This is a genomic window from Streptomyces sp. NPDC127119 (assembly GCF_042677425.1).
In the GTDB taxonomy this organism is placed as follows: Bacteria; Actinomycetota; Actinomycetes; order Streptomycetales; family Streptomycetaceae; genus Streptomyces.
Window position 1 is genome coordinate 1 of sequence record NZ_JBHXTO010000059.1, and the last position, 25,497, is coordinate 25,497.

General features: G+C 70.9%; 19 protein-coding genes. 7 read left to right on the forward strand and 12 right to left on the reverse strand.

The genetic code is table 11. The features are described 5' to 3' along the window. Nucleotides 1-95: 95 nt before the first annotated feature. The 4 genes from ACFVH5_RS23850 to ACFVH5_RS23865 all read right to left on the reverse strand — a co-directional run bounded on the left by ACFVH5_RS23850 (nucleotide 96) and on the right by ACFVH5_RS23865 (nucleotide 5,782). Nucleotides 96-2,198: a fructose-specific PTS transporter subunit EIIC gene (locus ACFVH5_RS23850; protein WP_385835690.1), complete on the reverse strand. Its 2,103-nt coding sequence runs from the start codon at nucleotides 2,196-2,198 to the stop codon at nucleotides 96-98. A gap of 148 nt (nucleotides 2,199-2,346) precedes the next feature. Next, a complete protein-coding gene (gene pfkB / locus ACFVH5_RS23855; RefSeq protein ID WP_384816070.1) occupies nucleotides 2,347-3,294 on the reverse strand; it encodes a 1-phosphofructokinase in 948 nt (315 codons plus the stop codon). Beyond that, nucleotides 3,291-4,052: a DeoR/GlpR family DNA-binding transcription regulator gene (locus tag ACFVH5_RS23860; protein ID WP_385835692.1), complete on the reverse strand. Its 762-nt coding sequence runs from the start codon at nucleotides 4,050-4,052 to the stop codon at nucleotides 3,291-3,293. Before ACFVH5_RS23860 ends, pfkB begins: the two co-directional genes overlap by 4 nt. A gap of 158 nt (nucleotides 4,053-4,210) precedes the next feature. Continuing rightward, nucleotides 4,211-5,782, reverse strand: a complete 1,572-nt coding sequence (locus ACFVH5_RS23865) for an MFS transporter (RefSeq protein ID WP_385835693.1) — start codon at nucleotides 5,780-5,782, stop codon at nucleotides 4,211-4,213. 411 nt (nucleotides 5,783-6,193) lie between these two features. On the opposite strand from ACFVH5_RS23865, the gene ACFVH5_RS23870 reads away from it, so the two are divergent. Next, nucleotides 6,194-7,159: a helix-turn-helix transcriptional regulator gene (locus tag ACFVH5_RS23870; protein WP_385835695.1), complete on the forward strand. Its 966-nt coding sequence runs from the start codon at nucleotides 6,194-6,196 to the stop codon at nucleotides 7,157-7,159. A gap of 602 nt (nucleotides 7,160-7,761) precedes the next feature. Here the strand turns inward: ACFVH5_RS23870 and ACFVH5_RS23875 are convergent. Then, entirely contained in the window at nucleotides 7,762-8,760 is a 999-nt protein-coding gene (locus ACFVH5_RS23875; protein ID WP_384816079.1) for an RNA polymerase sigma factor RpoD/SigA, read from the reverse strand. A gap of 179 nt (nucleotides 8,761-8,939) precedes the next feature. Between ACFVH5_RS23875 and ACFVH5_RS23880 the strand changes: the two genes are divergently transcribed. Further along, nucleotides 8,940-9,458 carry a GNAT family N-acetyltransferase gene (locus ACFVH5_RS23880; RefSeq protein ID WP_385835697.1) on the forward strand — a complete coding sequence of 173 codons (519 nt, stop codon included), beginning with the start codon at nucleotides 8,940-8,942 and terminating at the stop codon, nucleotides 9,456-9,458. Between the two features lie 69 nt (nucleotides 9,459-9,527). Here ACFVH5_RS23880 and ACFVH5_RS23885 read toward each other — a convergent pair whose 3' ends face one another. Beyond that, a complete protein-coding gene (locus tag ACFVH5_RS23885; protein ID WP_384816083.1) occupies nucleotides 9,528-10,328 on the reverse strand; it encodes a dioxygenase in 801 nt (266 codons plus the stop codon). 132 nt (nucleotides 10,329-10,460) lie between these two features. Here ACFVH5_RS23885 and ACFVH5_RS23890 point away from each other — a divergent pair, with 132 nt between their 5' ends. Continuing rightward, entirely contained in the window at nucleotides 10,461-10,964 is a 504-nt protein-coding gene (locus ACFVH5_RS23890; protein ID WP_366784084.1) for a MarR family transcriptional regulator, read from the forward strand. A 560-nt stretch (nucleotides 10,965-11,524) separates the two neighbouring features. On the opposite strand, the gene ACFVH5_RS23895 is transcribed toward ACFVH5_RS23890, so the two are convergent. Both ACFVH5_RS23895 and ACFVH5_RS23900 read right to left on the reverse strand, forming a co-directional pair. Continuing rightward, nucleotides 11,525-13,063, reverse strand: coding sequence for an MFS transporter (locus ACFVH5_RS23895; RefSeq protein WP_384816177.1), 1,539 nt, complete (start codon nucleotides 13,061-13,063; stop codon nucleotides 11,525-11,527). Between the two features lie 260 nt (nucleotides 13,064-13,323). Further along, entirely contained in the window at nucleotides 13,324-13,968 is a 645-nt protein-coding gene (locus ACFVH5_RS23900; protein ID WP_385835700.1) for a TetR/AcrR family transcriptional regulator, read from the reverse strand. A 379-nt stretch (nucleotides 13,969-14,347) separates the two neighbouring features. Between ACFVH5_RS23900 and ACFVH5_RS23905 the strand changes: the two genes are divergently transcribed. The 3 genes from ACFVH5_RS23905 (at nucleotide 14,348) to ACFVH5_RS23915 (ending at nucleotide 18,462) form a co-directional block, all read left to right on the forward strand. Then, entirely contained in the window at nucleotides 14,348-15,640 is a 1,293-nt protein-coding gene (locus ACFVH5_RS23905; RefSeq protein ID WP_385835702.1) for a M6 family metalloprotease domain-containing protein, read from the forward strand. Nucleotides 15,641-15,940: 300 nt separating this feature from the next. Continuing rightward, nucleotides 15,941-17,608, forward strand: a complete 1,668-nt coding sequence (locus ACFVH5_RS23910; RefSeq protein WP_385835703.1) for an IclR family transcriptional regulator C-terminal domain-containing protein — start codon at nucleotides 15,941-15,943, stop codon at nucleotides 17,606-17,608. 185 nt (nucleotides 17,609-17,793) lie between these two features. Further along, nucleotides 17,794-18,462 carry a Type 1 glutamine amidotransferase-like domain-containing protein gene (locus ACFVH5_RS23915; protein WP_385835706.1) on the forward strand — a complete coding sequence of 223 codons (669 nt, stop codon included), beginning with the start codon at nucleotides 17,794-17,796 and terminating at the stop codon, nucleotides 18,460-18,462. A gap of 298 nt (nucleotides 18,463-18,760) precedes the next feature. Here the strand turns inward: ACFVH5_RS23915 and ACFVH5_RS23920 are convergent, their stop codons facing one another. The 3 genes from ACFVH5_RS23920 to ACFVH5_RS23930 all read right to left on the reverse strand — a co-directional run bounded on the left by ACFVH5_RS23920 (nucleotide 18,761) and on the right by ACFVH5_RS23930 (nucleotide 21,698). After that, nucleotides 18,761-19,465, reverse strand: a complete 705-nt coding sequence (locus tag ACFVH5_RS23920; RefSeq protein WP_385835707.1) for a ScbR family autoregulator-binding transcription factor — start codon at nucleotides 19,463-19,465, stop codon at nucleotides 18,761-18,763. Between the two features lie 79 nt (nucleotides 19,466-19,544). Next, the gene (locus tag ACFVH5_RS23925) at nucleotides 19,545-20,822 is read right to left on the reverse strand and encodes a cytochrome P450 (RefSeq protein ID WP_385835708.1); all 1,278 of its coding nucleotides are present in this window, start codon (nucleotides 20,820-20,822) and stop codon (nucleotides 19,545-19,547) included. 81 nt (nucleotides 20,823-20,903) lie between these two features. Then, the gene (locus ACFVH5_RS23930; RefSeq protein ID WP_385835710.1) at nucleotides 20,904-21,698 is read right to left on the reverse strand and encodes a ScbR family autoregulator-binding transcription factor; all 795 of its coding nucleotides are present in this window, start codon (nucleotides 21,696-21,698) and stop codon (nucleotides 20,904-20,906) included. 302 nt (nucleotides 21,699-22,000) lie between these two features. Between ACFVH5_RS23930 and ACFVH5_RS23935 the strand changes: the two genes are divergently transcribed. After that, the gene (locus tag ACFVH5_RS23935) at nucleotides 22,001-23,869 is read left to right on the forward strand and encodes an acyl-CoA dehydrogenase (protein WP_385835712.1); all 1,869 of its coding nucleotides are present in this window, start codon (nucleotides 22,001-22,003) and stop codon (nucleotides 23,867-23,869) included. A 257-nt stretch (nucleotides 23,870-24,126) separates the two neighbouring features. Here the strand turns inward: ACFVH5_RS23935 and ACFVH5_RS23940 are convergent, their stop codons facing one another. After that, nucleotides 24,127-25,455, reverse strand: coding sequence for an enolase C-terminal domain-like protein (locus ACFVH5_RS23940; RefSeq protein WP_385835714.1), 1,329 nt, complete (start codon nucleotides 25,453-25,455; stop codon nucleotides 24,127-24,129). Between the last annotated feature and the right edge of the window lie 42 nt (nucleotides 25,456-25,497).

Here is a 25,497-nt window from a genome sequence, read left to right on the forward strand (position 1 = left end):
TTTTTATTTTTATGGCTTCTTTTGGAGCGGCGGTTGCGGTTCCGGCTGTTTGCCCCCCGCGGCCACGGCCGTGTGCTGGTTCTGCGGCTGAGTGCTTACGCCGCCACCGGCTCCTTCAGCTGCGGTGCCGTCGCCGTCTCGGCGGACTTCTTCGTACCGCCGTCGGGAGCCTGCTTGCGCATGCCCTTCAGGACGATGACCAGGCCGGCCGTGACCGCCGTGCCGACCGCGATGGCCAGCAGGTAGAGGAACGGGCTGCCGATCAGGAAGGTGACCCAGATGCCGCCGTGCGGGGCGCGCAGGGTCGAGCCGAACGCCATGGTCAGGGCGCCGGTGACCGCGCCGCCCGCCATCGAGGCCGGGATGACCCGCAGCGGGTCGGCGGCAGCGAACGGGATGGCGCCCTCGGAGATGAAGGACGCGCCCAGGACCCAGGCGGCCTTGCCGTTCTCCTGCTCGGCCGGGGTGAACAGCCTCTTGCGGAGGGTGGTCGCCAGTGCCATGCCGAGCGGCGGGACCATGCCCGCGGCCATCACGGCCGCCATGATCTTCATCGCGGAGTCGCTGGGGTCCTGCACGGCGATCCCGGCCGTGGCGAAGGCGTACGCGACCTTGTTGACCGGGCCGCCCAGGTCGAAGCACATCATCAGGCCGAGCAGGACGCCGAGCAGCACCGCGTTCGTGCCGGAGAGCCCGCCGAGCCAGTCCGTCATCGCCTTCTGGGCCTCGGCGATGGGCTTGCCGATCACGATCAGCATCAGGAAGCCGACGACCATCGACGAGATCAGTGGGATCACGACCACCGGCATGATGCCGCGCAGCACCGGCGGGATCTTGATCCGCTGGATGGCGAGGACCACCGCGCCGGCCAGCAGACCGGCGGCCAGACCGCCGAGGAAACCGGCGTTGATGTTGGCCGAGATCATGCCGCCGACGAAGCCCGGCACGAGGCCCGGCCGGTCGGCCATCCCGTAGGCGATGTAGCCGGCGAGGACGGGGATCAGGAAGCCGAAGGCGACGCCGCCGATCTGGAACAGCAGCGCGCCCCAGCTGTCGATCTGGCCCCAGTTGAAGACCTCGGTGACCGGCTTGGCCTCGTTGATCTGGTAGCCGCCGATCGCGAACCCGAGCGCGATCAGCAGACCGCCCGCGGCCACGAAGGGGACCATGTAACTCACGCCGGTCATCAGCCACTTGCGGAGCTTGGTGCCGTAGCCGTCGCCGGGGTCGCCCGCCCGGTCCACCGGGGTGCCGCCGGGCCGGGCGGCCGACGTGGACTCGCCGCGCTCGGCCCTGCCGCGCACATCGGCGATCAGCTCTGCGGGCTTGTTGATGCCCGCCTTCACACCGACGTCGACGGTGGGCTTCCCGGCGAACCGTTCCCTCTCCCGTACGGGCACGTCGTGCGCGAAGATCACGCCGTCCGCCGCGGCGATGACGGCGGGGTCGAGCCGGGTGAAGCCGGCCGAGCCCTGTGTCTCGACGACGATCTCGACGTCATCGGCCTCGCGGCCCGCGTTCTCCAGCGACTCGGCCGCCATGTAGGTGTGCGCGATACCGGTGGGGCAGGAGGTGACGGCGACGATCCGGAACGGCTGCCGGGCGTGGCCCTCGGCCACGGGTTCGGCCCCGGCCGGGGCCGCTGTGGCCGACGGGGCCGAGGGAGTCGACGGAGCCGAGGGGGTCGACGCCGGCTCGGCCGGAGCGTCGGCGGTGGCCTCCTTGGCTGCCGCGGGCTCGGGTGCGGCCCCAGGGGTCTCGTCCCCGCGGATGAGCGCCGCCGCGGACTCCGCGTCGTCCGCCGACCGCAGCGCGGTCGTGAACTCGGCGTTCATCAACTGGCGGGCCAGCGACGACAGGATCGTCAGGTGGGCGTCGTCCGCACCGGCCGGAGCGGCGATCAGGAAGATCAGGTCGGCGGGGCCGTCCGGTGCGCCGAAGTCGACCCCCGCCGCGCTGCGCCCGAAGGCCAGGGTCGGCTCGGTGACGTACTCGCTGCGGCAGTGCGGGATGCCGATGCCGCCGTCGAGGCCGGTCGGCATCTGGGCCTCGCGGGCGGCGACGTCGGCGAGGAATCCGTCCAGGTCGGTCACCCGCCCCAGAGACACCATGCGCTCGGCGAGGGCACGGGCCGCCGCTTCCTTCGTATCGGCGGACAGGTCGAGGTCGACCAGTTCCGCGGTGATCATCTCGCTCATCGCGGGCTCCTTCGCTCGCGTATCGCCCGGGGAGAGTGGTGGGCGAGGGTGGGGACGGGGACGGGGGTTGCTTCGGTCGCCTCAGCCACTGCGGCCGGTGCGGTTGGTGCAGTTGTTGCGGCTGGTGCGGGGTGGGCTGAGGGGGTGGTCATGACGCCGGCTCCGTCAGTACGCGGTCGACCGGGATCTCCGCGGTGACCGTCACCGCGCCCGGGTCGAGGTTCGCCGGGCTCGGCATCACGCTGCCCGGCAGCTGGACGGCCGCCGCTCCGTGCGCCACGGCGGAGGCGAGCGCGCCGGGCCCGCTGCCGCCCGCGATGAGGAAACCGGCGAGGGAGGAGTCGCCGGCGCCCACGTTGCTGCGTACGACGTCGACGCGGGCGCTCGCGAACCACGCGCCGTCCTCGTCGACGAGCAGCTGCCCGTCGGCGCCGAGGGAGGCGAGCACGGCCCGCGCGCCCAGCTCCCGCAGTTCCTCGGCGGCCTTGACCGCGTCGCCGACCGTGGCGAGCGGGCGGCCGACCGCCTCGGCGAGCTCCTCGACGTTCGGCTTGACGACGTCGGGCCGTTCGCGCAGGGCCGCGAGCAGGGCCGGTCCCGAGGTGTCCAGTGCGATGCGGGCGCCCGCCCGGTGGGCGCGGGCGACCAGTTCCGCGTACCAGGAGGGTGCGAGGCCGCGGGGCAGGCTGCCGCAGCAGGCGATCCAGTCGGCGTCGCGGGACTGCTCGCGCACGGTCTCCAGGAGCGACTCCTCCTCGGCGGAGGTGAGTTCGGGTCCGGGTGCGTTGATCTTCGTGAGGACGCCGTCGGCCTCGGCGAGCGCGATGTTCGAGCGGGTCGCGCCGGCGACCGGGACCGGAGCGACCTCGATGCCCTGTGCGTCGAGGAGGTCGGCGACGAGTGCGCCGGGGGCGCCGCCGAGCGGCAGGACCGCGACGGTGCGCCGGCCGGCCGCGGCGACGGCCCGCGAGACGTTGACGCCCTTGCCGCCCGGGTCCATGCGCTCGCCGGTGGCCCGGATGACCTCACCGCGGTCGAGCGAGGGGACCTCGTACGTGCGGTCCAGCGACGGGTTCGGGGTGACGGTGAGGATCATGCGCGCACTACTTCCGTGCCGCCGCGCTCGATGGCGGTGGCGTCTTCGGGGCTCAGACCGCTGTCGGTGATCAGGAGGTCCACCTCGTCGAGGCCGCCGAAGCGCGCGAAGTGTTCCTGGCCGTGTTTGGCGGAGTCGGCGAGCAGCACCACGCGGCGGGCCGCGGCGAGGGCGGCGCGCTTCACGGCGGCTTCGGCGAGGTCGGGGGTGGTCAGGCCGTGTTCGGCGGAGAAGCCGTTCGCGGCGAGGAAGACCACGTCCGCGCGGATCTCGCCGTACGCCCGCAGCGCCCAGGCGTCGACCGCCGCGCGCGTACGGTGCCGGACGCGGCCCCCGATGAGATGGAGCTGGACGCCGGGGTGGTCGGCGAGGCGGGCCGCGATGGGGAGGCTGTGCGTCACGACGGTGAGCGAGGCCTCCAGCGGGAGGGCCCCGGCGAGGCGGGCGACGGTCGTGCCCGCGTCGAGGATCATCGTGCCCTCTTCGGGCAGTTCGGCGAGGGCCGCCTTGGCGATGCGGTCCTTCTCGTCCGCGGCGGTGGTCTCGCGCTCGGCGAGGTCGGGCTCGAAGTCGAGCCGCCCGGCCGGTAGGGCACCGCCGTGCACCCTGCGCAGGAGTCCCGCCCGGTCGAGGGCCTTCAGGTCCCGCCGGATGGTCTCGGCCGTGACCTGGAACTCCTCGGCCAGCGATACGACGTCCACGCGTCCACCGTCACGTGCGAGCCGGAGGATCTCCTGCTGCCGCTCAGGTGCGTACATGCCCGTTCGCCTCCACTCCGTGCCCGAACCTGTGGTTTCACTCGCAGGCTACGCCCGCGTTTCGGGAAAGTAAACAGGTTCGGGCACCGATGTGGGCATGAACGGGCACGAGCGGACATCGTTGCTCGGCCGCTGCTCGGCCACTGCCCGGCCGCCGCTCAGCGGACGAGTTCGGGCTCCTGGTCGTCGGCGGGGGTGGACGCGGTCGCCGCCGCGGGCGCTTCGTCCGTGACATCCGCACCCTCCGTGGCGTCCGTCGCCTCCGCGCCCTCCACGTGCTGGGCCGGGCGCTTCGGCAGGGCGAGCATCAGCAGGAAGATGACCGCCATCACGACGGCGACATAGACCAGCGCGTGCTGGAAGGCGTCGACGAACGCCGCGCCGACCTCCGGCGGCGCCAGGCGGTCGGACATCGTGCCGAAGAAGACGACGGAGACCAGCGCGAGGCCGAGGGCGTTGCCCATCTGCTGAACCGTGTTGATCAGGCCGGACGCCGAACCGGCGTGCTCGCGCGGGACCTCGGAGAGCACCGCGTCCGTGAGCGGGGCGACGATCAGGCCCATGCCGAGGCCCATCACGACCAGCGGGAGGGCCATCTGCCAGGAGGCGATGGACAGGCCGTACCGCTCGGACTCCCAGATGTAGAGCAGCACACCGGCGGCCATGGTGAGCGCGCCCGCCTGCAGCACCTTCCGGCCGAACCGCGGCACCAGCTTCTGGACCGAGAGACCCGCCGCGAGCGACACCGCGATCGAGAACGGTACGCCCGTCAGGCCGGCCCGCAGCGGGCTCCAGCCGAGGCCGGTCTGCATGTAGAGCGTCCAGATCAGGAAGAAGATGCCCAGGCCGATCCCGAAGACGGTCTGGACGGCGATGCCCGCCGCGAAGCTCTTCACCTTGAACAGGGAGAGTTCGACGAGCGGCGAACCGTCACGCGCCGTCTTGTGCTTCTCGTACGCCACCAGCGCGCCGAAGACGACGAGGGAGCCGCCCATCGACACGTATCCCCAGGTCGGCCAGTCCAGCTCGCGGCCGCGGATCAGCGGGTAGAGCAGCATCAGCAGACCGAGGGTGACCAGGGCGACGCCGACGAGGTCGAGCTTCAGGGCCCGCGGGGCCTTGGACTCGGTGATGAACTTCCGGCCGAGGATCAGGCCGGCGATGCCCACGGGGAGGTTGATGAGGAAGATCGGCCGCCACTCCAGGCCGAACAGGTTCCACTCGGTGAGCAGCGCGCCGAAGAGGGGGCCGGAGACCGCGCCCAGGCCCACGATCGCGCCGAACAGGCCGAAGACCTTGCCGCGTTCGTGCGCCGGGAAGGTGGCGTGCACGATCGACAGGACCTGCGGGACCATCAGCGCGGCCATCGCTCCCTGGAGGATGCGGGAGGCGACCAGCATGTCCGGGTTCACCGCGAAGCCGCAGAGGGCCGACGCGAGGGTGAAGCCGCCGATGCCGATGAGGAAGAGGCGCTTGCGGCCGTGGATGTCGCCCAGGCGTCCGCCGGTGATCAGGCCCGCGGCGAAGGCGAGCGCGTAGCCGGCGGTGATCCATTGGATCTGGCTGAACGTGGCGCCCGCGTCCCGCTGGATCGAGGGGATCGCGATGTTGACGATCGTCACGTCGACCAGGTCCATGAAGGCGGCCGTCATGACGATGGCCAGGGCGTACCAGCGGCGGCGGTCTGCCTCCGGCTGGGGGGACGCGGGGGTGGTGCTCGGTGAGGTCATGGTTTGACGGTAGGGGGGATGTAGGTCAGGTCGTGTCCTAGTTGTGGGGGATGCTCGGGGTGCGGGCGGACGGGGTGGGTGCGTTCGGAGGGTGCGGGTGCGTCGTGGCCGGTCGCGCCGTTCCCCGCGCCCCTGAGAGCGAAAGACAGAGGATTGCGCCGTTCCCCGCGCCCCTTGGGGTCCGCGCCCCTAGGTCCTGTCGTCAAATTCCCGACGTCCGCCCGGAGGGCGGGCCGGGCGGCGTCTGGTGCGTGCTCTCGGTGTGCCGGGCGGAAGCCCTCGTACTGGACGTACTTGGGCTTTCGCCCGGTGCAGCGAGAGTGCGTGCCAGGCGTCGCCCGGCAGGCGGGAATTTGACGACAGGGCCTAGGGGTCCGCGTCCCCGGTCGGTTCCATGAGAGGGAGACATCTATGAGTACGGATACTCCGGCGCGGCTGTTGCAGTTGTTGTCTCTTCTTCAGACTCCTCGGGAATGGCCCGGTGGGGAGCTTTCGGAGCGGCTCGGGGTGTCCCGGCGGACCGTGCGGCGGGATGTCGACCGGCTGCGGGAGCTGGGCTATCCGGTGCAGGCGACCAAAGGCGCGGACGGCGGCTACCGGCTGGTCGCCGGGAAGGCCATGCCTCCGCTGGTGCTCGACGACGAGGAGGCGGTGGCGATCGCGGTGGGCCTGCGCGCGGGCGCGGGGCACGCCGTCGAGGGCGTCGACGAGGCCTCCGTACGGGCGCTGGCCAAGCTCGAACAGGTCCTGCCGAGCCGACTGCGCCACCGCGTCTCCACCCTGCAGGCCGCCACCACTCCCCTGACGACGGGCGACGGCGCCAGCATCGCGCCCGAGACGCTGACCACGATGGCCTCGACGATCGCGGGGCAGGAGCAACTGCGGTTCGCGTACCGCGCGGGGGACGGGGCCGAGAGCCGGCGCCGGACGGAGCCGTACCGGCTCGTGTCGACCGGCCGCCGCTGGTATCTCGTCGCGTACGACCTCGGCCGCGAGGACTGGCGTACGTTCCGGGTCGACCGGGTGTCTGAGCCCTTCGCGACCGGGGCCCGTTTCACGAAGCGCGAGCTGCCCACGGGGGACGCGGCCGAGTATCTGCGGCAGTCGATGTACCGGCGGCAGGAGACGTACGAGTTCGACGTGACGTTCGTGGCACCGGCGGACTTCGTCACGGCGCGGCTGCCCGCGTGGCTGGGGGCGCCCGAGCCGATCGACGACCGGCGGTGCCGGTTGCGTGCCTCGACGGGGGACGCGGTGGAGTGGATGGCCGTGCGGCTCGCGATGGTGGACTGCGAGTTCACTGTGCACGCGCCCGCGGAACTCGTGGCGTGTGTAAGGGACTTGGGGGGACGGCTCAGCCGGGCCGTCAAGGGGTAGCGGGCTGCGCGGGTGGCAGGGGGTGCCCGTCCCGGCGAACGACGTGTCCGCCGGGGCGGCGCGCCTCCGTGACACAATGTGCCGCCTGGGTCACCCCGGGGTTCAGGTTCGGGGTGGCCCAGTCGTCGTGTCCGCATGCCTCACACGGAGCACCGAACGCCGTACGCCGGACGCCGGACCCAGCGCGCCGCCCGCCGCGTGTCGCAGGTCCCCCGCAGAACGGCCGTACGACCCCGGACATGGAGCCGAGCCCCGGCGCCAGGGGGGGGAGGCGCCGGAGCTCGGCTCTGGAAGAGTCCCGGCACCGGGGGGAGTGCGTCGGGACTCGGCTTTGGGGGGTCCTGGGGTTTGTGCCCCGGGACCGATGTGTTGAAGCGGCTGTAAACGGACTTCTGTGCGACCCGGTGAGCGGCTCTGACCAGCCATGCCGTGAGGCGTGGCCGACACAGATCTGCTCGTCCGTCCCGCGGTAGGCTCGCATGCCCCCGAAACGGGGACCCAATCCCCTCGAAGAGGACGAGTTTTCCTCATCCCGGACCGGGCCCCGGACCAGGGCCTGAACCGCTGCCCGGACCGGGGCGCCGCCGGAGCCCGCAGGCGGTCTACGCCGCGGCGTCGAACCCCGTGGAACGGGCCAGCTTCTTCAGTTCCATCAGCGCGTGCTTCTCGATCTGGCGGATGCGCTCACGGGTGAGGCCGTGCTCCTTGCCGACCTCGGTCAGCGTGCGCTCGCGGCCGTCGTCTATCCCGTACCGCATCTTGATGATCGAGGCGGTGCGCTGGTCGAGGCGGCCTATGAGGTCGTCCAGCTCCTCGCTGCGCAGCAGCGTCAGCACGGACTGCTCGGGCGACACGGCCGAGGTGTCCTCCAGCAGGTCTCCGAACTGGGTGTCGCCCTCGTCGTCCACCGCCATGTTCAGCGAGACCGGGTCGCGGGCCCAGTCCAGGACGTCGATGACGCGCTCCGGCTTGGAGTCCAGCTCCGCCGCGATCTCCGTGGGCTCCGGATCGCGGCCGTGCTCGCGGTTGAACTCGCGCTGCACACGGCGGATCCGGCCCAGCTCCTCCACCAGGTGGACGGGGAGCCGGATGGTGCGGGACTGGTCGGCGATGGACCGGGTGATGGCCTGCCGGATCCACCAGGTCGCGTACGTCGAGAACTTGAAGCCCTTGCGGTAGTCGAACTTCTCGACCGCGCGCACCAGGCCCGCGTTCCCCTCCTGGATCAGGTCCAGCAGCGGGAGGCCGCTGCGGGGGTAGCGCCGCGCCACCGCGACGACCAGGCGGAGGTTCGACTTGATGAAGACCTCCTTGGCCCGCTCGGCCTCGGCGACCAGCGCTTCGAGCTCCTCGTGGGAGGCCTTCACCTTGGTGTCGGTGGTCTCACCGTCGAGAAGCTGCCGCGCGAAGACGCCGGCTTCGATGGTCTGGGACAGCTCGACCTCCTTGGCGGCGTCGAGCAGCGGTGTACGCGCTATCTCGTCGAGATACATGCCGACCAGGTCGCGGTCGGCGATCTCGCCGCCTACGACGCGAACACTGCGTGCCGCGTCGGTCTCGCCGGAGGCGGACTTACGACGGGCGACGGCACGGGTTGCCATGCGTGCTCCCTTGCGATGGTGGGCTTGCGGGTCCTAAGTGGTGGCTTTGGTGGCTCGGACACCCTCCCGAGTGCCCTGCTTCCGATGGAAACAACGACTGGAATCCGGACAGAATTCCCAACCCGGCCCTCGATTTTTCTGATCTTGCAGTACCCTGTGCCGCCATAAAAGGAGGCGCGGTGCCGTCGGAACGTACAGAGGTCCAGGTCAGACCCGGAGCCGAAGCCGACCTCGGCGCCCTCACGGACATCTACAACCACTACGTCCGTGAGACGCCCATCACCTTCGACACGGCCGTCTTCACCCCGGAGGAGCGACGTCCTTGGCTGCTCTCTCACCCTGAAGACGGCCCGCATCGGCTGATGGTTGCCGTGGACGCGGACTCACAGCGGATTCTGGGGTACGCCACATCGAGCGAGTTCCGGCCGAAGCCCGCGTACGCGACGTCCGTGGCCATGACGGTGTACGTCGCTCCCGGCGCGGGCGGGCGGGGCATCGGCACGCAGCTCTACCAGGCCCTCTTCGACGCGCTCGCGGGCGAGGACCTCCACCGGGCGTACGCGGGGATCGCGCAGCCCAACGAGGCGTCCGTGCGGCTGCACGAGCGGTTCGGCTTCCGGCACCTCGGTACGTACCGGGAGGCGGGCCGGAAGTTCGGCCGGTACTGGGACGTCGCGCGGTACGAGAAGGACCTCTGAGACCGGGCCCCACGAGGAGGCGGTCCTCGCGGGGGAAAGGCGGCCTTCTTTGAGAAGAGGCGGTTTCCGTCAGCCGAACTGGACCGAGCGCTTGGCCAGGCCCAGCCAGAAGCCGTCGATCACGGACCGCTGGGACGCCAGGTCGCCGGCGGCGTCCGCCGCGCCCATGGTCACGAACAGCGGGGCGAAGTGCTCCGTACGCGGGTGGGCGAGCTGCCCGGCCGGGGACTTGTGGAGGAAGTCGAGGAGGCCGTCCACGTCCGCGGAGTCGAGCGCCTGGTGGCCCCAGGCGTCGAACTCGGCCGACCAGCCGGGGATACCGCCCTGACGGAGGGCGGCGAGGTTGTGGGTGAAGAAGCCGGAGCCGACGATCAGGACGCCCTCGTCGCGCAGGGGGGCCAGCTTGCGGCCTATCTCCATCAGGCGGACGGGGTCCAGCGTCGGCATGGAAACCTGCAGGACCGGGATGTCGGCCTCGGGGAACATCTCCACGAGCGGGACGTACGCACCGTGGTCCAGACCGCGGTCCGGGATGTCCTGGACCGGCGTGCCGGGGGCGCGCAGCAGCTTGCGGACGGACTCCGCGAGAGCGGGGGCGCCCGGGGCGTCGTACCGCACCTTGTAGTAGTGCTCGGGGAAGCCCCAGAAGTCGTAGACCAGCGGGACGGGCGCGACGGCACCGAGGGCGAGCGGGGCCTCCTCCCAGTGCGCCGAGACCATCAGGATCGCCTTGGGGCGCGGGAGGTCGGCGGACCAGGCGGCGAGCTGACCGGGCCAGATGGGGTCGTCGGCCAGGGGCGGGGCGCCGTGCGAGAGGTAGAGGGCGGGCATGCGCTCCACGGCGGGGCGTTCCTCGGTGGCTGCGGACATGACTGCGGCTCCCTCTCTTGCTGCTCGAAGCGATCGATTGCCTGAAGCTGATGCTTGAAGTATCAAGCTTTCCTGGGCGGAGCCTACTCCCTACTTGTTTAAGATTCAAGAAGGGGCTCGTACAGTAGGTGTATGAACACGGCATCCGCTGACGAGCCGCGCTGGCTCAGTGACGAGGAACAGCGCACCTGGCGTGCGTTCATGCACGCGACCACGCTTCTTGAGGACCATCTCGACCGCCAGTTGCAGCGTGACGCGGGCATGCCGCACATCTACTACGGGCTGCTCGTACAGCTGGTCGAGGCGCCGCGGCGGCGGTTGCGGATGACCGAGCTGGCGATGAGGGCGAAGATCACGCGGTCTCGTCTCTCGCATGCGATCGCCCGGCTGGAGAAGAACGGGTGGGTGCGGCGGGAGGACTGTCCGTCCGACAAGCGGGGGCAGTTCGCCGTCCTGACGGACGAGGGGTACGCCGTTCTCGAACGGGTCGCTCCCGGGCATGTGGCCGCGGTGCGGCAGGCGCTGTTCGACCGGCTCACGCCTGAGCAGCAGAAGGCGCTCGGGGAGGCGATGCTGCTCATCGCGGAGGGCCTTCAGCCGGAGGGGGCGGGGGCGGACCTTCCCTGGCTCCGGTAGCCGACTCCGGGTGCTCGCGCCCCTGACGGTGCAGGGGTCGATGGTCGGGTGCGGCTGCGTCGTGGCTGGTCGCGCAGTTCCCCGCGCCCCTCAAAAGCGGGGCTGCGCCCCAGCTTTTGCCCCTAAGGGGCGCGAGGAACGGCGCGGGCAACCCCCACCGCCCCACAGACAAACGACGGCCGTCGGCCCCGTAAGGGGCGCGGGGAACTGCGCGACCAGCCCCCACCAGCCCGCAGGCGCAAGACGGCCGCCAGCCCCCACAAGGGGCGCGGGGAACGGCGCGGCCAACCCCCACCAGCCCGCAGGCGCAAGACGGCCGTCGGCCCCCTAAGGGGCGCGGGGAACTGCGCGGGCAGCCACGACGCAGCCGCAGGTCGAGTGCCGGCCGGCCGTCGTGGTGCGGAGCTCAGGCGCGGAGCTCAAGGCATGGATCTGCCCCGGCTCCGTCGTCGGAGTCGGGGCAGATCGGGGTTCGTGCGTACGAAGGCGTCCCCACCCCTGCGTACGCACGAGGTCAGTGGGTGACCCAGTCGGTCCCGGGCCCGCTCACCGCGAGGCGGCTAGTGGGCGATGACCGGCACCTTCAGGTCGTCCTCGGCCCCGTCGACGGACTCGGAGGCCGCGTTCATGTCCACACTGCCCGCGTTGACGAAGGTGAAGACGATCGCCGCGGCGGCCACGAGGATTCCGACGGCGAACCAGATCGCGTTCGTGTACCCGTGCACCTGCGCCTGCAGCTGCACGAGCTGCTGCTGCGACTGCGTGGTCGCACCGCCGATGTGGTCCTTGACGTACGCGGTCGTGGCCGAGGCCGCGATCGTGTTCAGCAGGGCCGTACCGATCGCGCCACCCACCTGCTGCGAGGTGTTGACCATCGCCGAGGCGACACCGGAGTCACGCGGCTCGACACCCAGCGTGGCCAGCGACATGGCCGGCATGAACGCCGTACCCATTCCGAGGCCGAGCAGGAGCATGCCGGGCAGGAGCACGCCGGCGTACGAGGAACCGATCTCCAGCCGGGTCAGGAGCAGCATGCCGAGCGCCGCGACCAGGAAGCCGGGACCCATCAGCAGCCGCGCCGGAACGCGGTTCATCAGCCGGGCGCCGATCTGCGTGGAGCCCGTGATCATGCCCGCGATCATCGGAAGGAAGGCGAAACCGGTCTTGACCGGCGTGTAGCCCTTCACGATCTGCAGGTAGTAGGTCAGGAAGAGGAACAGACCGAACATCGCGATGATCGCGAGGCCGAGCGAGAGGTAGATACCGCCACGGTTGCGCTCGGTGATGACGCGCAGGGGCAGCAGCGGGGCCTTGACCTTGGACTCGACGACGACGAAGGCCGCGAGGAGCAGCGCCGAGGCGATGAACAGGCCGATCGTGGTGGAGTCGGTCCAGCCCTCGGACTCGGCACGCGTGAAGCCGTAGACGAGGGAGATCAGACCGAGGGTCGACAGGACGACACCCGGGATGTCGAGCGGCGAGCGGTTGCGGCTGCCGACCGGCTCACGGATGACGAAGTACGCACCGGCCGCGGCGACGATCGCGAACGGGATGTTGACGAAGAAGGTCCAGCGCCAGTTCAGGTACTCGGTGAGGAAGCCGCCGAGGATGAGGCCGACGGCGCCACCGCCACCGGCGATCGCCCCGTAGATGCCGAACGCCTTGGCGCGTTCCTTGGAGTCGGTGAACATCACCGCGAGCAGGGAGAGCGCGGCGGGCGCGAGCAGTGCGCCGAAGGCACCCTGCAGGGCGCGGGAGCCGAGCAGCATCGCCTCGTTGGTGGCGGCGCCACCGAGCGCGGAGGCGCCGGCGAAGCCGATCAGACCGGCGACGAAGGTGCGCTTGCGGCCCCACAGGTCGGCTATGCGGCCACCGAACAGGAGGAGTCCGCCGAAGGCGAGCGCGTAGGCCGTGATGACCCACTGCCGGTTGCCGTCGGAGATCCCGAGGTCCTGCTGGGCCGAGGGAAGGGCGATGTTCACGATGGTCGCGTCGAGCACGACCATGAGCTGGGCGAGCGCGATGAAGACCAGCGCTTTCCAGCGGTTGGAATCGGGAGCCGGCGCCTTGGCGGCGTTGGCCTGGACTGTTTCAGACATGGGAGTACCCACTTCAGGACTTCGTGGCGAAAAAACGTGACGGAAGGGACGGCTCGTCACCGGTGACGTCTTCGTCGACTACGTTGTCGACGCCCTCCTCGACGTCCTTGTCGATGACGACCGGTGGCTTGTGGTGTGAGTGGTGACTTTCGAAACGCGCGGATCTGATCGGTCGGCCGGTCGGTGAGCCGATTGGTCAGTGAGCCGATTGGTCGGTGAACCGGTCGGTCAGTGAGCCGGTCGGGTGGTCGCTCGATCGGTCAGGCTCGTCGCAGGTCCTCCATGGTCGCGGCCGCACCGGGCAGTTCGGATCGGGCGGGCGCCCGTAGCCCGTCCAGGAACAGCTGCAGGTGGCGGTGTACGAAGCGGTCCATGTTCGGGCACGCGGTACCGGGCAGTGGGCGGGTGAGCTGGCTGATGGCGATCATGAGGTCCCCGACGGCGACGTCGGGACGCAGCTGGCCCGCGGTCCGGGCCCGCCCCATGAGCGTGGCGATCAGTTCCTCGACCCGCTCGCGCGAGGCGACCAGGTCCGGGTGGTTCTCGTCGAAGGCCTCCGAGAGCATCGGGCACAGGGCGCCGATCCGCTCGTCGGCCGAAGCGTGCACGAACCGTGAGAGTGCCTCGAAGGCGTCACCGGTCTCGGCGAGCATCTGCTCGACCTGTTCCGAGACGCGGTCCATGACCGAGCAGACGACCTCGCGCTGGAGGGCCGCCCGGTCCGGGAAATTGCGGTACAGCGTGGCGTTGCCGATACCCGCCCGGCGGGCGATCTCGTCGAGCGGCACCTCGGCACCGAACTCGACGAACATCTCTCGTCCGGCGGCGACGATCCGCTCCCGGTTGCGCAGAGCATCGGCCCTCGGGCGGGGCACCTTGCGCTGGGCGACGGTTGCGGTCTCCACGGCGTACTCCTTCGCGTTCTCTCAGTGGTCGGTGGTCAGCGGTTCGTGTCGGTGATTCGTGCTTCGTGTTCGTAGTCGGTGGCTCTTGCTCTTGCTGGTTCCTGCCGTCCGGGCGATCCGGGGATCCGCTCCCCGTTTCACGCGGACACATGGCTAAACGGGGAGAGGGTCCCCGGTTATTTCCCGATCCCGAAGAGATTCATTGTGACCTGAGTCACATGTACCTCCAGGGGGGTTTGCCGCCCCCGGAAAGGCCCCGTCTCCCCGGCCTCCTCCCACGATCGGTCTCCTCCAGCGCGCGCCCCCGCATCCGGCGGCACAGGGTGATCGGACAGGGTGCAGCCCACAACGGCCGGCTGCCCGGAGCGAAGGGCTTCGCATGCAGCCGACAAGCCGCCGGATACGCCCGCGCCGCCGCACCGCAGCCCTCGTCTCGGTCACCGCCCTCACCCTCGCGGTCAGCACCTCCGCCGGGTCCGGACATCTGACGGCCGGCTCGACCTCGGCGGCGGGCCCCGTGGCACCGGCGGCCGGGACCTCCCCGCTCGGTCCCTGCATGATCAGCGGCTCGACGGCCGTGCAGATGTCGGAGGGCATCCCCACCCCCACGGGCTACGCCCGCTCCACCGGCACGGTCCGCGCCCTCAACCTGATGGTCGACTTCTCCGACGCGCCCGGCCAGGGCAAGGCGCTCGACCGCTTCGGTGAGTTCTTCCCGCAGACCACGGACTGGTTCCGCACCAGTTCGTACGGCCGTCTCGACTACCGTCCGCAGGCCCCGATAGGCGACTGGCTGCGCATGCCCAAGCCCTTCAAGGAGTACGGGATAGAACGCGGCGCCCCCTTCGACCCCGGCTACCGCGAGCTGGTCCAGGACATCGTGAGCACCGCCGACCCGAAGGTGAACTTCCAGGACTACGACCTGCTGAACGTCCTGATCACGCCGAACGCCGGCCCCTCCGCCCTGGACACCGTCCTGTCCGTCACCTTCGCGGGCAACACCGAGGCGCCGGTCGCGGACGGGGTGCCCGTCGCCAACGCGTCCTTCGTCTACAGCCGCCAGGACGACGGCTCCGGCACGTACGCCGAGACCGGGTACCGCGTACTCCCCCACGAGAACGGCCATGTCTTCGGGCTGCCCGACCTCTACACCCAGGACGGCGGCGGCGCGGTCGGGCACTGGGACATCATGAGCGAGGACTGGGGCGCCGACAACGACCTGCTGGGCTGGCACAAGTGGAAGCTCGGCTGGCTCGACGACTCCCAGGTCGGCTGCGCGGCCTCACCCGGTACGACCGAGCATGTGCTGACCCCGCTGACCGAGCCCGGCAACGGCAGCAAACTGCTCTTCGTGCCGGTCGACGCGAAGACGGGGTACGCGGCCGAACTGCGCACGCAGGCGGGCAACGACGAGTCGGTCTGCAAGGCGGGCGTACTGATCTACAAGGTGAACGCGGACGTCGACACCGGCCACGGCCCGATCTCGGTGATCGACTCCACCAAGGACAGCGGCGGCTGCACCCGCAGCCCGAACGTCCACGCCGAACTCTCCGACGCCCCCTTCTCCCCCGGCCAGTACTTCAAGGACCTGGAATCCGGCATCCGCATCACGGTCGCGGGCAAGGACCCCAAGGGCAACCACCGCGTATACGTGACCCGCGGCCCCCAGTAGGAACGCGCCTCTCAGGGGCGCGCAGAACGGCGCAGTCTTTTGCCCTTAAGGGGCGCGGGGAACGGCGCAATCCTTTGCCCTTAAGGGGCGCGGGGAACGGCGCAACCAGCCCCCACCGGCCCGCACTCGACCGTCGACCCCCGGTCTTTCAGGGGCGCGGGGAACAGCGCAATCCTTTGCCCGTAAGGGGCGCGAGGAACGGCGCGACCGGCCCCCACCGGGTCCGCAGGTCACCTACGCCCCCGCCCCGCCTCCCCCCTCCCATTCATTACCGTGGTCGGCACACCGTTATGGGGAGCCATGCCACCGACCCACCTCACCCCGCCCAAGCCCGACGCGGTCGAACCCGCCGAGGCAGTGGCCCCGCTGATGCGCGGCCTCACCGTGCTCCACCGCCTCACCGAGGCGGACGGCACGCAGAGCCTCAGCGGCCTGGAGAAGACCACCGGACTCGCCAGATCCACGGTGGACCGCATCGCGGCGACCCTCGCCCGGATGGGCTATCTGCGCCTGGACGGCCGCGACGCCGTCCTCACCCCGCGGCTGATGGAGCTGGGCAACGCCTACCTCGCCGCGCTCCGGCTCCCCCGGCTGCTGGACACCCGCGCCGACGCCCTCGCCGACGAGCTGGACGAGTCGGTCTCCCTCGCGGTCGCCGACCGGGACGGCATCCGCTTCATCCACCAGGCCACGCGCCGGCGCGCGATGTCCCTGAGTTTCCGTATCGGCGACCTGCTCCCCGCCGAACGGACCGCGCCGGGCCCGCTGTTCGCCACCGAGTGGACGCTGGAGGACTGGGCGCGGTGGCGGGACAGACGGGCGGCAGACCCGCAGGAACGGACCTTCCCGGCGGTACCCCCGCGCGAACGCCCCACCCGGGACACGGAGTTCGAGGAACGGACACACCAGGCGGGCACCCGCGGCTGGGCCCTCGACGACCAGCTGATCGAGCCGGGCCTGATCGCCGTCTCGGTGCCCGTACGGGACCGGGGCGGCCACGTCGCCTGTGTGGTGAGCGTGGTGAGCCACACCAGCCGCCACACGGCGGACTCCCTGCGGGAGACCATGCTGCCGCGGCTGCGGGCGACCGTACACGCCATGGAACGGGATCTGCGCGAGGCGCCCGCCCGGCCGCCCGCCGCGCCGGCCGGGCTCGCCGCCTGGACCGGCGCCTCCAAACAGGAACTGGGCCGCGAGTTCGTCGAGTCGCTGGCCCGCGGGCTGACCGTGATCACGGCGTTCGGCGAGGGGCGGGCCGAGCTGACGCTCACCGAGGTGGCGCAGGCGACGGGGCTCGCGCGGGCGACGGCACGGCGTGCGCTGATCACCTTGGAACACCTGGGCCATGTCGCCTCCCACGGACGGCACTTCACGCTGACGCCCCGCGTCCTGTCACTCGGCTTCCCACCCCTCTCCCGTACGACGCTGCCGCAGATCGCGGCCCCGCACCTCGCCGATCTCGCGGGACGGCTGCACGACTCGGCGTCCCTCGCGGTCCTGACGGGCGACGAGATCCAGTACACGGCCCGTGTCGCCACCAGCCGCATCATGAGCGTCAACATCACGGTCGGCACACGGCTGCCGGCGTACGCGACCTCGCTGGGGCGGGTGATGATGGCGGACCTCTCCCCCGCCGGGCGGGAGCCGTTCCTGACCGGCCCCCTGGACGCGCTGACGCCGCACACCGTCACGGACCCGGCGGCCCTCGCGGCCGTCCTGGACCGCGTACGGTCGGCCGGGTACGCGCTGGTCGACGGGGAGTTGGAGGAGGGACTGCGGTCGATCGCCGCTCCGGTCCGGGACCGCACGGGGGCCGTCGTGGCCGCCGTGAACGTGGCCATGCACAGCTCTCGGCGGACGGTCGAGCGGTGTGTGACCGAGGTGCTCCCGGAACTGGCGGCCACGGCTGGGGCGATCGAGGCGGACCTGCGGGTTGCGGGGCGCTTCACGCGCGTACCTGTCGCCTAGCCGGCGGGGGGATGGAACGGGGTTGCGGGTGTTGCGGGTCGGGTGCGGGTCCGGTGGGGGCTGGCCGCGCAGTTCCCCGCGCCCCTCAAGGACAAAGGATTGCGCCGTTCCCCGCGCCCCTTGGGCGCCCTGATGTGCGACAGGGGTTCGTTGCGTGTGCGCGGCGGTCGTGCTTGGGTCGGGCGATGAACTTTTTGTTGACGGCCAGTGGTCTGCGTAACGGCACGCAGCGGGACGCGTTGCGGGACATGCTGGGGAAGCCGTTCGGATCGGCGAACGTCGTGTACGTTCCCACGGCGTCGCTCGCCGAGCCCGGGGACCACGGGTGGTTCGTCGAGGACCTGAACCGGCTGCGCGCCCTCGGCTGGCGGGAGTTCGACGTCCTGGAACTCAACGGCCTGCCCCGGCAACTGGTGCTCGACCGGCTGCTGCACGCCGACGCCATCTATCTCGGGGGCGGCAACCACTACCACCTCGCGCGCAGCATCACCGGCAACGGCCTGGCCGACGGCTTCCTGGAGGCGCTGGAGAGCCGGGTCTACGTGGGATTCAGCGCCGGATCCATGATCTTCAGCCGTCATCTCACCGCACACTCCGCCGACGTCATCGGGGACACCGCGGACCTCCACGTCCTCGGCGCGACGACCCTGGAACCGCCGTTCGGCCTCTTCGACTGGTACCTCAAGCCCCACCTGTACTCACCGGATTTCCCCGAACGCGACGACGCCTGGGCCGATCGCATCGCCGAACGGGCGGACTTCCCGATCTACTTCATCGACGACGAGACAGCCGTCCGCGTCAGGGACGGCAAGGTGGACGTGGTCTCCGAAGGCCGCTGGCAACTCCACCCGTGACGCGCCCGCGACCGGCGCGCCCTCCCGGCCCACCCGCTGCCTGAGCTCCAGACATCCACCGGAGGTCGACAGCCGAGTGCGGGCCGGTGGGGGCTGATCGCGCAGTTCCCCGCGCCCCTAAACGACAAAAGACTGCGCCGTTCCCGGCGCCCCTGAAAGACCGGGGGTCGACAGTCGAGTGCGGGCCGGTGGGGGCTGGCCGCGCCGTTCCTCGCGCCCCTGAAGACGAAGGACTGCGGTGTTCCCCGCGGCCCTTTTAGGGGCGCGGGGAACTGCGCAGTCTTTGGGCGGTGTCGGATCATGCCGTCTGGCGGGATACCGGGCGGTGCTGGGGTGCGGGCACCTCCGGCGTGGGCGTGGGCGTGAGGTCTCGGCGGCGGCCTGAGGCGACCAGTTCCTTCAGGGTCGGCTCCGTCGCGAGGCGCGGCAGCAGCAGGGCCCAGAACCGGGTCAGCATGGACTGGGAGAGCCACTGCGCGTTGCGGCTGCCCAGCGCCCCGAACCCGACGGTCGCCGCGACGACCGCGTGAGCCGCGTCCTGCGGCGCCACGTCCCGCGCCAACGCGCCCTCCCTGGCCGCCTGAATCAGCAGACTCTCCACCCACGCCTGCCAGCGCCGCCGCAGATCCGCCCCGGCCGCCACCGGCAGGGGACTCTCGCTCAGGTCGAACCCGGCCCGCAGGATCACGTCGTGCCGCAGCCCCCGCAGCAGGGCGTGTGTCGTGTCGACCAGCACCTGCAGTGGCCCCCCGCTGCCGGCGGCCTGGCCGCGCGCCGCGCCCTCGTGGGTGATCTGGCGCAGTCGCTGCGCCGCCGCCTCCCACACCGCCGCGGTCAGCGCGGCCTTGCTGGCGAAGTGGAAGTGCAGCGCGCCGTTGCTGACGCCGGCGCGGCTGCTGATCGTGGACAGGGACACGACGTCGAAGCCGTCCTTGCTGAAGAGTTCGGCCGCCGACTCGATCAACGCGTTGCGCGTACGCACCGCTCGCTCCTGCTGGGCCATCAGAACGCTCCGTTGCTGCGAGGGCATGCCGGAAAGGCAGAATCACGATAACAAACCGCGCGCGCGGTTTCTATAGTGCCTATGGGGCCGGCGTGAGAAGTACCGGCAGTGAGCCGTAGCCGTTGACGATGAAGGACTCCACGGGCTCGATCCCGTCCACCGGTACCGCCAGGGCCAGTCGGGGGAAGCGTTCGAACAGCGCGGCCACCGCCACGCCCGCCTCGATCCGGGCGAGCGGGGCCCCCAGGCACCGGTGCACCCCGTGCCCGAAGGCCAGGTCCTCGCGCCGGCCCGGCCGCAGTACGTCGAAGACGGCGACATCGTCCCCGTACGCCTCGGGGTCGCCGGAAGCCGCGGCGAAGGAGATGAGGATGGGGTCTCCCTGACGGATCGTCACCACACCCCCGTCATCATCCTCGCGCGCGTCCGTCCCGGGTCCGCCGTCCCCCAGCGTGATGTCGTCGACCGCGAACCTCATCGGGGAGTACGCCGCCGGGCTGTGCGCCCGCAGCGTCTCGTCCACCACGTCGGCCCAGGTCGCCCGTCCCTCGCGTACGTGGGCGAGTTGGCCGGGATGGGCGAGGAGCGCGCCGACGGCGTTGGTGATGAGGGTGCAGGTCGTCTCCTGACCCGCGGCGATCATGAGGTAGAGGGTGCCGAGGAGTTCCTGCTCGCTGAGTCCGCCGTCCTGGTCGCGGGCCTCGATCAGCGCGGACGTCAGATCGCCGCCGGGGCGCTCCCGCTTCTCGGCGACGAGCTGTGCCAGCATGCCGAAGACCTCGACCTGCGCAGCGGCCATCTCCACGGCCGGCACCGCCGTGCCGAACACCAACTCCAGTGCGGTGCAAAGGGGTTCGCGTGCCTCCTCCGCCACCCCGAACAGCTCGCAGATCACCCGCATCGGCAGCAGTTTGGCGAACTCGGCCCGCAGGTCCGTCCGTTCACCGGCCGGGCGGGCGGCCAGCTCGTCCAGCAGCCCGGCCGTGAGTTCCTCGACGCGCGGGCGCAGTGCCTCGCTCCGGCGTGCGGTGAACGCGCCCGCGACGAGCCGTCGCAGCCGGGCGTGGTGCTCTCCGTAGGCGAACAGCATGTTCTCGTTGGCGACCCACGGATACAGCGGCCACTCGGCGTCTATCCGCCCGTCGACGAAGGCGGGCCAGTGCCGCCGGGCGTCCTTGGACACCCGCGGATCGAGGAGGAGCTGCTTGACGTACTTCTGCCGTACGACGGCCCAGGCGGTCACCTTGCCCGGCAGTTCCACCGGGGCCACCGGCCCTCGCGAGCGCAGTTTCCCGGCCTCCGAGGCGAGATCGCGTCCCGTCACGTCCAGCGCGTACGGGCAAGCGGGCATGTCCATCCGTGCACTCCGTTCGGTAGGTCGTTGGCACGCCCCGCCGACACGGGGAGGCGTCTTACCGGGGCGCCCGGCGCGGGCGTCTCACTGGACGGCGGTCACGGCCTCCGCCGCCGGCACGGCCCGCGGCGCCTTCCCGTACGCGTCCGCGTCCCCGTCCGCGCTCTCCGAGTCGAGGTCACCCCCGGCTTCCGCTTCCGCCTCGGCCTCCGCCTCCGCCTCGTGCAGCCGCATGGCGTCCGCATGGACGCGGGCCGCCCGCTCCGGCGAGAAGTCCAGCCGTACGAGGATGCCGGGCACCGCGATCGACGGCATGAGATGCCGGTAGAGGTCGGCCACCCGCTCCGCCAGGTCCGCGCGGCCCGTCATGATCCGCGACAACACCTGGACGCCGGTGAAGGCGCCGACGAACAGCTTGGCCAGCGCGTCCACGTCGGCGTGCGGCAGCACCTCGCCCTTGGCCTTGGCCTCCCGGAAGAGGGCGTGGGTGTGTTCCTGCCAGGCCTGCATGGGCACTCGGCGGTTGAGATGGTCCTTGGGGGAGCCCTGGTCCACGGTCAGCCGGACACTGCCCTGGACGATCGGGTCCCCGGTGTCCTGTTTGAGGAGATACGCGAGCAGCAGCGCCTCGTCCAGCGACTGCTGCAGTTTCAGCTGCTGTTCGGGCACGCGCGGCAGGGAGTCGACCTGTCCCGCGAGGACCGCCTGGGCCAGCTCCTCCTTGGAGGTGAAATGGAAGTAGAGGGCGCCTTTGGTCATGCCGGACTTCTTGAGGACGTCCGAGATGGTCGCCGCCTCGTATCCGACCTCGTCGAAGACCTGGGCCGCCGCGACGAGGATCGCGCGTCGCGTCCGAATGGCTCGCTCTTGCCGCGCCACGGGGAACCTCCGTACCATCCCGCTCACCGGGAAAAAGAGACCATGAGGTCTGTACCGTACGCTCGCGACCTCGCGGCTCAGAATAAAACCAGCCGAACGGTTTCTCAAGGAGTCCTCCGGCCCGAACTGGCCGCGCCTCACTGAGCTGCGATGATGGAGAGATATCACCTTCGGTGCCTCCCGGTGCTCCCCGATCGAGCCCCGCCACCTCCCTCCGGGCACCTTGAAAAGAAAACCGGTTGGTACGTATCTTCGTGGGGCAGTGGTCCGCATCCGACCGGTCCCACACCCTGGGGAGTTCGATGTCCGTGCCCGCACACACGAAGACCCACCCCGTCGCCGACGAGCTGGCCCGGCTCCTCTTCGAGGGCGCCGACCGCGAGCGCGTCCACGGGGACTGGCGCCGGCTCGTCCGCGGCAGGGAGTTCGCCTACCGGGCGGAACTCTCGCCGCAGGAGCGGACAGCACTCTCGTACGAGCGGCTGCGGCTGCTGAACGAGGCGGTGGGCGACCCGGTGGCGCTGGCGGCCGACCCGTACCGCCTCGCGGGTCTGCACGAGTGGACGGGGCCGGTGGACGGCGGGCTGACCACGCTCGCGAGCATCCACTACAACCTCTTCCTCGGCAGCGTCATCGACCATGACGGCGGCCGTGAAAGAGACCTCTCCCGCTTTACGTCCCTGCAGAGCACAGGAACGTTTCTCTGCACGGAGTTGGAGCACGGCAACGACGTGGCGTCGATGGAGACGGTCGCGGTGTTCGACCGGGCCACGGGCGGTTTCCGGCTGACCACGCCCACCGAGGGCGCACAGAAGTTCATGCCCAACACCAGCCTCGCCGGCGGCCCCAAGACCGCCGTGGTCGCGGCCCGTCTCCTCGTCGACGGCGAGGACCGGGGAACGTTCCTCTTCCTGACCCCGCTCAGCGACGAGAGCGGCCACCTTCCCGGCGTACGGGTCCGTCCGCTGCCCGGCCGCACCGGTACCCCGGTGGACCACTGCCTCACCGCGTTCGACCAGGTGTGGCTGCCGCGCGAGGCCCTCCTGGAGGCCGAGCACGGGCGACTGGCCGCCGACGGGACGCTGACCAGCAGCCTCGGCAACAGACGCAAGCGGCTGCTGCGCTCCATCAACCGCGTCACCATGGGCAAGCTCTGCATGAGCGCCGGCACCCTGGGCATGTCCCGCGCGGCGCTCACGATCGCGGTGCGATACGCCCACAGCCGCCTCCTGTCCGGCCCCAGGGCGGGCGAACGCATCCCGCTCGCCGCCCACCGCAGCCACCACGGCCGGCTGCTGCACTCGCTGGCCACGGCGTACGCGATGACGTTCCTGCACCGGTCCACGGTGAACCTGTTCGCCACGCACGCCCAGGAGGAACGGGCCGAGGTGGAACGGGAAGTGGCCGTGGCCAAGGGGTGGATCACCTGGCAGGCACGGGCGATCACGACCGAATGCCGTGAACGCTGCGGCGCGCAGGGGCTGTTCCCCGCCAACGGGCTCGCCGACCTTCCCCTCAACATCGAGGGCGGCATCACCGCCGAGGGCGACAACCTGGTGATCTGGGTGAAGGCCGCGTCCGAGATGGTCTTCGGCCATCAGGTGACACGGACGGACGACGCCCCTGCCCCTCCCGCCGACCGGGAGATCACCGAACTCCCCTACCTCCGCTCCCTGCTGGCCGATGTCGAACGCATCTGGCAGGACCGGGCGCGGGCCGCCCTGCGCGAGGGGCCCTCGGGTGACCCGGTCGGCCGCTGGAACGTGACGTCCGACGCGGCGCTGGAGATGGTCTCCGCACACGCGCGGCTCCGGGCGGCGGACGCGTTCCTGGCGGCGATCGCGCGGACCGCGGATGCGCGGGCGGGGCATCTGATGCGGAACCTGTGCCGGCTGTTCCTGCTTCGGCAGGTGGGCGCGCACACGGGTGACCTGCTGGCCGAGGGCCGCATCACGGCCGACCACGTACGGGGTCTGCCGAAGGCCGTCGACACGGTCGTGGGGTCTCTGGCGCCGCACCTGATGACCCTGGTCGACGCGTTCGACCTGCCGGCGGAGGTGCTGTCGAGCATCCCGATCGCCAGCGGGGGGTATGTCGGCGGGGCGGACGTGGGGGGCGACTTGGTGAGTGCGGGAGCCGTACTGTCCGGCTGCGCCCCCGGTGGGGGCTGATCGCGCAGTTCCCCGCGCCCCTTAAGGGGCTTTGCCCCATGGTTGTTCGGCTGCGGGTTCGGTGGGGGCTGGGCGCGCCGTTCCCCGCGCCCCTTAGGGGCAAAAGCAGGGGCGCAGCCCCGCTTTTGAGGGGCGCGGGGAACTGCGCGGCCAGCCACGACGCACCCGCACGTGTGAACACGCATGGGGCCTTCGGCCCCTCAGGGGCGCGGGGAACTGCGCGGGCAGCCACGGCGTGGGTGCAGACGGGTGGCGCGCTAGCGGACCAGGCACGGGCGCTTTGCGTTGAACTGCCAGTTCGGGAGCAGGTATTGCATGCCTGCGGCGTCGTCCCGAGCCCCCAGCGCCTTCTTCAGGTACAACTCGTGCGCCGCGAGCAGCCGCTCCATGTCCAGTTCGACGCCCAGTCCGCCCGCGTCCGGCACGGCGATCTCCCCGTCGACGATGCGCGGCGGGCTGACGGTGAGCCGTTCCAGCCCTTCCTGCCAGATCCAGTGCGTGTCCAGCGCGTTGTACTCCCCCGGCGCCGCCGCCCCGCAGTGCGTGACCATCGCGAGCGAGATGTCGAAGTGGTTGTTGGAGTGGCATCCCCACGTCAGCCCCATGGCGTTGCACAGCTGAGCCACCCGCACGGACCCCTGCATGGTCCAGAAGTGCGGGTCGGCGAGCGGGATGGAGACGGACTGGAGCGCCAGCGCGTGCGTCATCTGCCGCCAGTCGGTGGCGATCATGTTCGTGGCTGTCGGAAGTCCGGTCGCCCGCCGGAACTCCGCCAGGATCTCCCGCCCGGAGTACCCGTTCTCCGCCCCGCACGGATCCTCGGCGTACGCGAGCGTGCCGACCAGCGGCTTGCACAGTTCGACGGCCTCGCTCAGTGACCACGCCCCGTTCGGGTCGAGGGTGACCCGCGCTCCGGGGAAGCGGTCCTTGAGTGCCCGTACGGCTTCGACCTCCTCCGTACCGGCCAGTACACCGCCCTTGAGCTTGAAGTCCCGGAAGCCGTACAGGTCGTACGCCGTCTCGGCCTGTCGCACGATCGCCTCCGGCGTGAGCGCCTCCTCGTGCCGGACGCGGTACCAGTCGACGTCCGAGTCAGGCTCACGGACGTACTCCAGGTCGGTGCGGCCGGGATCACCGACGTAGAAGAGGTAGCCCAGGACCCGTACGGACGAGCGCTGTTGGCCGTCGCCGAGGAGCGCCGCGACCGGTACGTCCAGGTGCTGGCCCAGGAGGTCGAGCAGTCCCGACTCGACGGCCGTCACGGCGTGCACGGTGGTGCGCAGGTCGAAGGTCTGGGCTCCCCGGCCGCCCGAGTCGCGGTCGGCGAAGCGGTCCCCGATGGCCCGCAGGACGCGCTTGTAGTCGCCCACCTTGGCGCCGACGACCAGGGACTCGGCGTCCCGCAGGGTCCGGGTGATCTTCTCGCCGCCCGGCACCTCCCCCAGCCCCGTACGGCCCTCGGAGTCCTTGAGGACCACGATGTTGCGGGTGAACCAGGGGCCGTGCGCGCCGGAGAGGTTCAGCTCCATGCTGTCGCGGCCGGCGACGGGGTAGACGGCGAACTCGGTGACGGTCGGCTGACTCATGCGGATCCATGACCTTTCGGAGTGGGAGGGGTCTCTTGGGGC

Coding starts and splice junctions, on each gene's coding strand:
- ACFVH5_RS23850 (WP_385835690.1), bottom strand. CDS start 2,198: ATGAGCGAGATGATCACCGCGGAACTGGTCGACCTCGACCTGTCCGCC.
- pfkB (WP_384816070.1), bottom strand. CDS start 3,294: ATGATCCTCACCGTCACCCCGAACCCGTCGCTGGACCGCACGTACGAG.
- ACFVH5_RS23860 (WP_385835692.1), bottom strand. CDS start 4,052: ATGTACGCACCTGAGCGGCAGCAGGAGATCCTCCGGCTCGCACGTGAC.
- ACFVH5_RS23865 (WP_385835693.1), bottom strand. CDS start 5,782: ATGACCTCACCGAGCACCACCCCCGCGTCCCCCCAGCCGGAGGCAGAC.
- ACFVH5_RS23870 (WP_385835695.1), top strand. CDS start 6,194: ATGAGTACGGATACTCCGGCGCGGCTGTTGCAGTTGTTGTCTCTTCTT.
- ACFVH5_RS23875 (WP_384816079.1), bottom strand. CDS start 8,760: ATGGCAACCCGTGCCGTCGCCCGTCGTAAGTCCGCCTCCGGCGAGACC.
- ACFVH5_RS23885 (WP_384816083.1), bottom strand. CDS start 10,328: ATGTCCGCAGCCACCGAGGAACGCCCCGCCGTGGAGCGCATGCCCGCC.
- ACFVH5_RS23890 (WP_366784084.1), top strand. CDS start 10,461: ATGAACACGGCATCCGCTGACGAGCCGCGCTGGCTCAGTGACGAGGAA.
- ACFVH5_RS23895 (WP_384816177.1), bottom strand. CDS start 13,063: ATGTCTGAAACAGTCCAGGCCAACGCCGCCAAGGCGCCGGCTCCCGAT.
- ACFVH5_RS23905 (WP_385835702.1), top strand. CDS start 14,348: ATGCAGCCGACAAGCCGCCGGATACGCCCGCGCCGCCGCACCGCAGCC.
- ACFVH5_RS23910 (WP_385835703.1), top strand. CDS start 15,941: ATGCCACCGACCCACCTCACCCCGCCCAAGCCCGACGCGGTCGAACCC.
- ACFVH5_RS23915 (WP_385835706.1), top strand. CDS start 17,794: ATGAACTTTTTGTTGACGGCCAGTGGTCTGCGTAACGGCACGCAGCGG.
- ACFVH5_RS23920 (WP_385835707.1), bottom strand. CDS start 19,465: ATGGCCCAGCAGGAGCGAGCGGTGCGTACGCGCAACGCGTTGATCGAG.
- ACFVH5_RS23925 (WP_385835708.1), bottom strand. CDS start 20,822: ATGGACATGCCCGCTTGCCCGTACGCGCTGGACGTGACGGGACGCGAT.
- ACFVH5_RS23935 (WP_385835712.1), top strand. CDS start 22,001: ATGTCCGTGCCCGCACACACGAAGACCCACCCCGTCGCCGACGAGCTG.
- ACFVH5_RS23940 (WP_385835714.1), bottom strand. CDS start 25,455: ATGAGTCAGCCGACCGTCACCGAGTTCGCCGTCTACCCCGTCGCCGGC.